Origin of the sequence: Streptococcus sp. 1004_SSPC (assembly GCF_001069025.1) — a bacterium.
Lineage (GTDB): Bacteria > Bacillota > Bacilli > Lactobacillales > Streptococcaceae > Streptococcus > Streptococcus vestibularis.
On the sequence record NZ_JWGQ01000064.1, the window covers coordinates 1 to 7,175 of the forward strand.

At 39.6% G+C, this 7,175-nt stretch carries 8 protein-coding genes; 7 read left to right on the forward strand and 1 reads right to left on the reverse strand.

From position 1 onward, the window contains the following. Window positions 1–223: 223 nt before the first annotated feature. On the forward strand, window positions 224–409 hold the full coding sequence (locus ADF62_RS05325) for a DUF3272 family protein (protein ID WP_003092448.1): 186 nt from the start codon (window positions 224–226) through the stop codon (window positions 407–409). Here ADF62_RS05325 and birA read toward each other — a convergent pair. Further along, window positions 396–1,334 (reverse strand): bifunctional biotin--[acetyl-CoA-carboxylase] ligase/biotin operon repressor BirA, encoded by a 939-nt coding sequence (gene birA, locus ADF62_RS05330; protein WP_048788262.1) that lies wholly within the window; start codon window positions 1,332–1,334, stop codon window positions 396–398. The two genes, ADF62_RS05325 and birA, sit on opposite strands and share 14 nt — an antisense overlap. 277 nt (window positions 1,335–1,611) lie before the next feature. Here birA and metK point away from each other — a divergent pair, with 277 nt between their 5' ends. The 6 genes from metK to ADF62_RS05360 all read left to right on the forward strand — a co-directional run bounded on the left by metK (window position 1,612) and on the right by ADF62_RS05360 (window position 7,073). Then, window positions 1,612–2,805, forward strand: a complete 1,194-nt coding sequence (gene metK, locus ADF62_RS05335) for a methionine adenosyltransferase (protein ID WP_003092628.1) — start codon at window positions 1,612–1,614, stop codon at window positions 2,803–2,805. A gap of 359 nt (window positions 2,806–3,164) precedes the next feature. Then, the gene (galE, locus tag ADF62_RS05340) at window positions 3,165–4,178 is read left to right on the forward strand and encodes a UDP-glucose 4-epimerase GalE (RefSeq protein ID WP_048788263.1); all 1,014 of its coding nucleotides are present in this window, start codon (window positions 3,165–3,167) and stop codon (window positions 4,176–4,178) included. Between the two features lie 186 nt (window positions 4,179–4,364). Next, window positions 4,365–4,601 carry a DUF1146 family protein gene (locus ADF62_RS05345; protein ID WP_003097025.1) on the forward strand — a complete coding sequence of 79 codons (237 nt, stop codon included), beginning with the start codon at window positions 4,365–4,367 and terminating at the stop codon, window positions 4,599–4,601. 67 nt (window positions 4,602–4,668) lie between these two features. Further along, window positions 4,669–5,940, forward strand: a complete 1,272-nt coding sequence (gene murA, locus ADF62_RS05350) for a UDP-N-acetylglucosamine 1-carboxyvinyltransferase (protein WP_003092742.1) — start codon at window positions 4,669–4,671, stop codon at window positions 5,938–5,940. Window position 5,941: 1 nt separating this feature from the next. Continuing rightward, complete coding sequence (locus ADF62_RS05355; protein WP_003097027.1) at window positions 5,942–6,130, forward strand: DNA-directed RNA polymerase subunit beta; 189 nt, start codon at window positions 5,942–5,944, stop codon at window positions 6,128–6,130. Between the two features lie 61 nt (window positions 6,131–6,191). Next, entirely contained in the window at window positions 6,192–7,073 is an 882-nt protein-coding gene (locus ADF62_RS05360; protein ID WP_048788264.1) for a DNA/RNA non-specific endonuclease, read from the forward strand. Window positions 7,074–7,175: the final 102 nt, after the last annotated feature.

The following is a 7,175-nucleotide window of genomic DNA, read 5'->3' on the forward strand; positions in this document are numbered from 1 at the left end:
GGTCCAGTGGACCTTTTTAGGTCCGAGCCAAGAAATGAAAAAGCGAGGAGGTCCAGTGGACCTCTTTAGGTCCGAGCCAAGAAATGTAGAAGCTAGGGAAAGTTAGTTATCCTGCCTTAGGTATCTTGTGAGTGTGTTTATCTATCTTGAGGTCTAATCTTTCTAACATCTAAAAGAGCCTAGACTGCTTGTCCTAGGCTCTATCTATTGATATAATAATCTTATGATTCAACAAATTTTGTTTATTACGCTTGAAACTATTTTTGAAACGGTTTGTTTTAATTATAGTTTACAGCATGGCTATTACTTTTTTACAGTCTTTTTTGGTTACTTACTCTTACGTCGTCTTTGGACAACCTATGTTGTTTCACGCATTGCGCGTGCAGCCGGTAAGTCTACCAAGAAGTAAGGCTCACTTCGCCAGCGGTCAACCATTTTTCCTGGCCATCATCAGTAAGAACGAGAAGTTGGCCCTTATTACCAATTTCCTTGGCAATACCAGTATAAGTCCTTCCAGCTTGTTTAAAGGTCACTTGTTTGTCTAAAACGAGAGACTTCTCTTTATAGACTTTGACCAGATCGCTAGTAGGAATGGTTAAAAAGAGTTTCCAAATTTCTGAAATGAGCTGGTTTCGAGTGATGCATGGTTTTTCGGAAGTAAAAAGACTAGTAGCTTTATTAGCTAACTTTTCAGGAAAATCACTGATTGAGAAGTTAAGCCCAACCCCGATAATGACATCTGTGATGCGACCAGATTCGATAGAACTAATGGCTTCGGTAAGGATTCCAGCCATTTTTTTGTTGTTGAGGTAGATGTCATTAACCCATTTGATTTCTGTATTGATTCCGGTTAGACGCTGGATAGCTTTGACAATAGCAGCTGCCACCATCATCGTATAAGGTGGTAACTCCTCAAAATGACAGTTGGGCTTTAAGTGGATACTCATGTAGATACCACCTTGTGGACTGGCAAAGAAGTAACGTTCAAATCGTCCTTTGGCTGCCTTTTGACTTGATGCCAAATAAAGCGCAGGCGTTGAATTATTATTTTCCATGCCATGTTTAGCATCTAGTTGAGTAGAGTTAGAATCTGGATTAAAGTAGACTGGAATGTTGAGTTGCTTTGAAATATCTTGAGGAAGAAGAATATCTCCCTTTTCTAAATAGTAGCCTTTCTTGCGGACACTTGTAATGTCAATTCCTTGTTCTTGAAGTGTTTGAATTGCCTTCCAAATAGCTGTCCGTGAGACACCAAGGCTTTTAGCCAAGCTCTCTCCCGTTACAAAGTCTGGACTCTTCGATAAGATGTCATAAACGTGTTCATAAGTTTTCATATCCTAAGTATAATACAAAAGATGGTAAAATGCTCACTATAAATTATTGATGAGGCTTGATAATAAATAACTATATGACTAGACTGAAAAAAATGATATAATGGAGGATAGTTATTAAGTCCCGATAAGGCAACAGTCATCCTAGCTTGGCTGTTGGTTCTTTGTAACTTTTTAACGGCGTTTATCTCTACCAGGAGAATAGCGTTTTACCTATTAGGAGACGGTTAAATCCGTGCTGTCTAATACTATTTTTCATATTAAAAGGGGGACATTTTATATGTCAGAACGTAAACTTTTCACGTCTGAATCAGTATCTGAAGGGCATCCAGATAAAATTGCAGACCAAATTTCAGATGCCATTCTCGATGCGATTTTAGCAGAAGATCCAGACGCCCATGTAGCAGCAGAAACAGCTGTTTACACTGGTTCTGTCCATGTTTTTGGTGAGGTTTCTACAACAGCTTATGTGGACATTAACCGTGTGGTTCGTGATACTATCGCTGAAATTGGTTATAACAATGCAGAATACGGCTTTGCAGCAGAATCTGTTGGAGTTCACCCATCATTAATCGAACAATCTCCAGATATTGCTCAAGGTGTCAATGAAGCACTTGAGGTTCGTGGAACTGGTGATCAAGATCCACTTGATCTTATCGGAGCTGGTGACCAAGGTTTGATGTTTGGTTTTGCTATTGATGAAACTCCTGAATTTATGCCACTTCCAGTTAGTCTTTCACATAAATTGGTTAAAAAATTGGCAGATTTGCGTAAATCTGGTGAGATTTCCTATCTTCGTCCAGATGCTAAATCTCAGGTTACCGTTGAGTATGATGAGAATGACCAACCTGTACGTGTTGATGCTGTTGTTATTTCAACACAACACGATCCTGAAGCGACTAACGACCAAATTCGTCAAGACGTTATTGAAAAAGTCATTAAGGCAGTTATTCCAGCCGAATACTTGGATAATGAGACTAAATTCTTTATCAACCCAACAGGTCGTTTTGTTATTGGAGGACCTCAAGGGGACTCTGGTTTGACTGGTCGTAAGATTATTGTTGATACTTATGGTGGCTACTCAAGACACGGTGGTGGTGCCTTCTCTGGTAAAGATGCCACTAAGGTTGACCGTTCAGCTTCATATGCAGCTCGCTACATTGCCAAAAACATCGTAGCTGCTGGTCTTGCTAAGAAAGCAGAAGTACAACTGGCTTATGCTATCGGTGTTGCTACCCCTGTGTCTGTCCGTGTTGATACTTTCGGAACGGCGACAGTTGCTGAAAGCAAACTTGAATCTGCTGTCCGTAATCTCTTTGACTTGCGCCCAGCTGGTATCATTGCAATGCTTGATCTTAAACGTCCTATCTACCGTCAAACAGCGGCTTATGGTCACATGGGACGTACAGATGTCGATCTTCCATGGGAAAAATTGGATAAGGTTGAAGCACTTAAAGCAGCAGTAGAGGCTTAAGATAATATTATATCTAATTTAATGATTTTAATTAAGGCAGAATTTAATTTTTTGAATTCTGTTTTTTGTACCTATTATAAATAATATGAATTTTCTTATTTAAGACTTTACTGAAACGGTTAGATGTTTAAAATGATAGGCTTAAGGACACCAACCATTAATAATTTCTTTATAGATGACTTACTGTCACCTGTTCCAAATCAAACTGCTGAGCTGAAGTCAAGTATCGTTTATTAAAAAAATTAGAATTATCAAATGAAGCTCAGGATTATATCTCCAATGACACAAGAACCTTTGCTTCATTTTACCATGAAAGATTTTGAGAGAAGAGATGCTGACGAACAAGAAAGGAAATACCTATGTCTATTTTAATTACAGGAGGAGCTGGCTACATTGGTAGTCACACCACTGTCGAACTCCTTAATGCAGGTTTTGATGTAGTCTTGGTTGATGACTTTTCAAATAGCTCTCCAGCAGTCCTTGAACGCTTGGAAAAGATCACAGGTAAGAAGTTCCCATTCTATCAAGGTTCAATTTTAGATACAGAACTTTTAGATAAGGTTTTTACAAATGAAGATATTGAATTGATCATTCACTTTGCTGCCTTCAAGACAGTTGATGAATCTGTTCAAAAACCTTTGAAATATTATAAAAACAATATCAGTGGTACAATCACCCTTCTTGAAAAAATGAAGGAATATGAAGTTAAAAACATCGTCTTCAGTTCAAGTGCCACAGTTTACGGTACCAATAATCCTTCTCCAATGACCGAAGATATGCCCACATCAGCTATTAACCCATACGGTTATACTAAGTTGATGATGGAACAAATTCTTATAGACGTAGCTGCATCAGATCCGTCATGGTCTGTCACAAATCTTCGTTATTTTAATCCTATCGGTGCTCATGAAAGTGGTTTGATTGGGGAATTGCCAAACGGTATTCCAAACAATCTTATGCCATATATTACACAAGTAGCTATCGGTAAACTGACTGAGCTTAATATTTTTGGTGATGATTATCCAACTCCAGATGGTACAGGTGTGCGTGACTACATTCACGTTGTTGACTTGGCCTCAGGTCACTTGGCTGCTGTCAAATATAATTTGAGTCATAAAGGTGCTGAGATTTTCAACTTGGGTACTGGATATGGATATAGCGTTTTGGATCTTGTTAAGACTTTCGAAGCTGAAAACAAGGTTGCTATTCCATACCGTATTCAAGGACGTCGTGCTGGTGATATTGCGACTTGTTATGCGTCTTCTGAAAAGGCCAAAGAGGTTCTCGGCTGGGACGCTAAGAAGACCTTGAAAGAAATGGTTAGAGATTCTTGGCGTTGGCAAAAAACAAACCCAAATGGTTATGAAGACTAAGCTTAGTCTAGGAAATCATACCCTATAGAGAGTAGGACAAGAACTATATTTCAAAAAAAGCCCTAATCTAGTAGTTTCAGAAATAAAGAGAAGAGGAGTGAAAGCAGTCACTTAATGATTATAGGTTTAGAACTGTCTCATCCTCTTTTTATGTTTTAGACTAGCTTTCTATGGTATAATGAAACTATGGCTATTATTAATCAATTCGTCACTTTGGCGAGTCACCTAGTATTTATTGGATTGAGCTATCATATGCTGATTAGCCTCTTTGATTGGGCAAAAATCATCAAAAATCCGATTGAAAATACTGGTAAATTGAAACTCTTTTTACTCTTTATCAGTATTGCCTTAGGCTACCTTATCAGTTCCTTTATTCTGTCGGTTTTAGCATTTGGACAGAATATGGCTAGCTCGATTTCTTAAATTAGTGATTTTAAAAGACTTTTGATATAATACAAAAAGATGAAAATGACCCTTGAAAGGAATCCTTATGGATAAAATTATTGTGCAGGGTGGCAACACTCGATTAAGTGGTGAGGTTGTCATTGAAGGTGCTAAAAACGCTGTCCTTCCCTTGTTGGCAGCGACTATCTTGGCCTCGGAAGGTCAAACAACCTTAACTAATGTTCCAATCTTGTCAGATGTTTACACGATGAATAATGTTGTTCGTGGTTTAGATATTGCTGTAGACTTTGACGAGGAAAAGAATACCGTTGTCGTTGATGCTAGTGGAGAAATTCTCGATCAAGCACCATATGAGTATGTTAGCAAGATGCGTGCGTCAATCGTAGTTCTTGGACCTATTCTTGCTCGTAATGGTCACGCTAAGGTCTCAATGCCTGGCGGTTGTACGATTGGTAGTCGTCCAATCGACCTCCACCTCAAAGGTTTAGAAGCAATGGGTGCTAAAATTACCCAAGTTGGTGGTGACATTACTGCGACGGCAGAAAACCTTAAAGGTGCAGCGATTTATATGGACTTCCCATCTGTTGGTGCCACTCAAAACCTTATGATGGCAGCAACATTGGCTGATGGAGTTACAACCATTGAAAATGCTGCGCGTGAACCAGAAATTGTTGATTTGGCCCTTCTTCTTAACGAGATGGGAGCAGACGTCAAAGGTGCTGGAACTGAAACACTCGTGATTAAAGGTGTTAAAGCTCTCCATGGTACTAAACATGCGGTTGTTCAGGACCGTATTGAAGCAGGTACCTTTATGGTAGCAGCAGCCATGACTTCTGGTGATGTCCTTATCAAAGATGCTATTTGGGAACATAACCGTCCTTTGATTTCAAAATTATTGGAAATGGGTGTCGATGTTAAGGAAGAAGAAGGTGGCATTCGTGTTAAATCTGATGTTTCTCGATTGAAACCAGTAACCGTTAAAACTCTACCTCACCCTGGTTTCCCAACTGATATGCAGGCTCAATTTACAGCACTTATGGCAGTGGTAAACGGGGAATCAACCATGATCGAAACAGTCTTTGAAAATCGCTTCCAACACTTGGAAGAAATGCGTCGTATGGGACTTCATTCAGAAATCCTTCGTGATACGGCTATGATTCACGGTGGTTTGCCACTTCAAGGTGCTCAAGTTATGTCTACTGACCTTCGAGCTTCAGCAGCACTTATTCTTACAGGAATGGTAGCTGAAGGAACAACGACTGTTGGTAAATTGACACATTTGGATCGTGGTTACTATCAATTCCATGAGAAACTAGCTAAACTAGGAGCAAATATTTCACGTGTAAGTGAGGCTTAATATGGAAACTGGTAAAGGCTATGTTTTTCGTCAATTATTACTTGTTTTGAGTGTGTGTGTGATTGGTCTTGCTTTTCTAGCTATCGGTTTGATGATAGGCTATGCTGTTTTAGGAGAGGGCAAGGATCCGATAAGCATCTTAAAACCAGAAACTTGGCAGGCAATTGTTGCTAAATTTACAGGAAAATAAAAGGGAGTGGGAAGCAATCCCGCTCCTTTAGTCATGACATTCATATAAAAGAAAGAGAACAATGGCAAAACGAAAGACATCTTTAACAAATAAACAGAAACGTCAGCTAGTCTCGTTGCTAATAGCAATCTTGATTGCAGTTTTAGGTTACATTGGAACGAGCAGTAAGCTCTCGCCTAATAATCCAATCAAGCAGGTGGCAAGTCTAATCTCGGGAAAATCTAATAACTCTGTCAAATCAAACGGCGCAACAAAAGGGCAGTCTACACCACAAGAGAAGCTCGCTGAGACAGTGATGACTAGCTCCGTCAAGAGTCAACTTGGAAACTCTTTAGAATGGAATGGGGCAGGGGCTTATATTGTTAATGGAAATAAGACTAATCTAAATGCTAAGGTATCAAGCCAACCCTATGCTAATAACCAAGTCAAAACAGTTCAAGGTCAAACGGTTCCTACAGTAGCTAATGCTTTGTTAAGTAAAGCGACCAGACAGTACAAAAATCGTCAAGAAACAGGGAATGGCTCAACGTCTTGGACACCAGCTGGATGGCATCAAGTTCACAATCTATCTGGAGAGTATAACCATGCCGTAGATCGAGGTCACTTGTTAGGCTATGCACTTGTAGGTGGTCTCAAAGGATTTGATGCCTCGACTTCAAATCCAGAAAATATTGCCGTTCAAACTGCTTGGGCTAACCAAGCCAATAGCGAGAGTTCTACGGGACAAAATTATTATGAAAGCCTGGTACGAAAAGCTCAGGATAAAAACAAACGTGTCCGTTATCGCGTGACCTTGATTTATGAAGGAGATAACCTCATTCCATCGGGATCGCATCTTGAAGCCAAGTCTGCAGATGGCTCACTTGAGTTCAATGTCTTTGTTCCAAATGTACAAAAAGGGATTACCCTAGATTATTATTCAGGGAAAGTAACGGTGAATTAACGAAACAAACGACTCCAATCGGAGTCGTTTTTAGTATCCAGCAAACAAAAACCCACCCGTAGGTGAGTTTTTGTTTATTCACTAGCTTGCTCCCATTGTTTA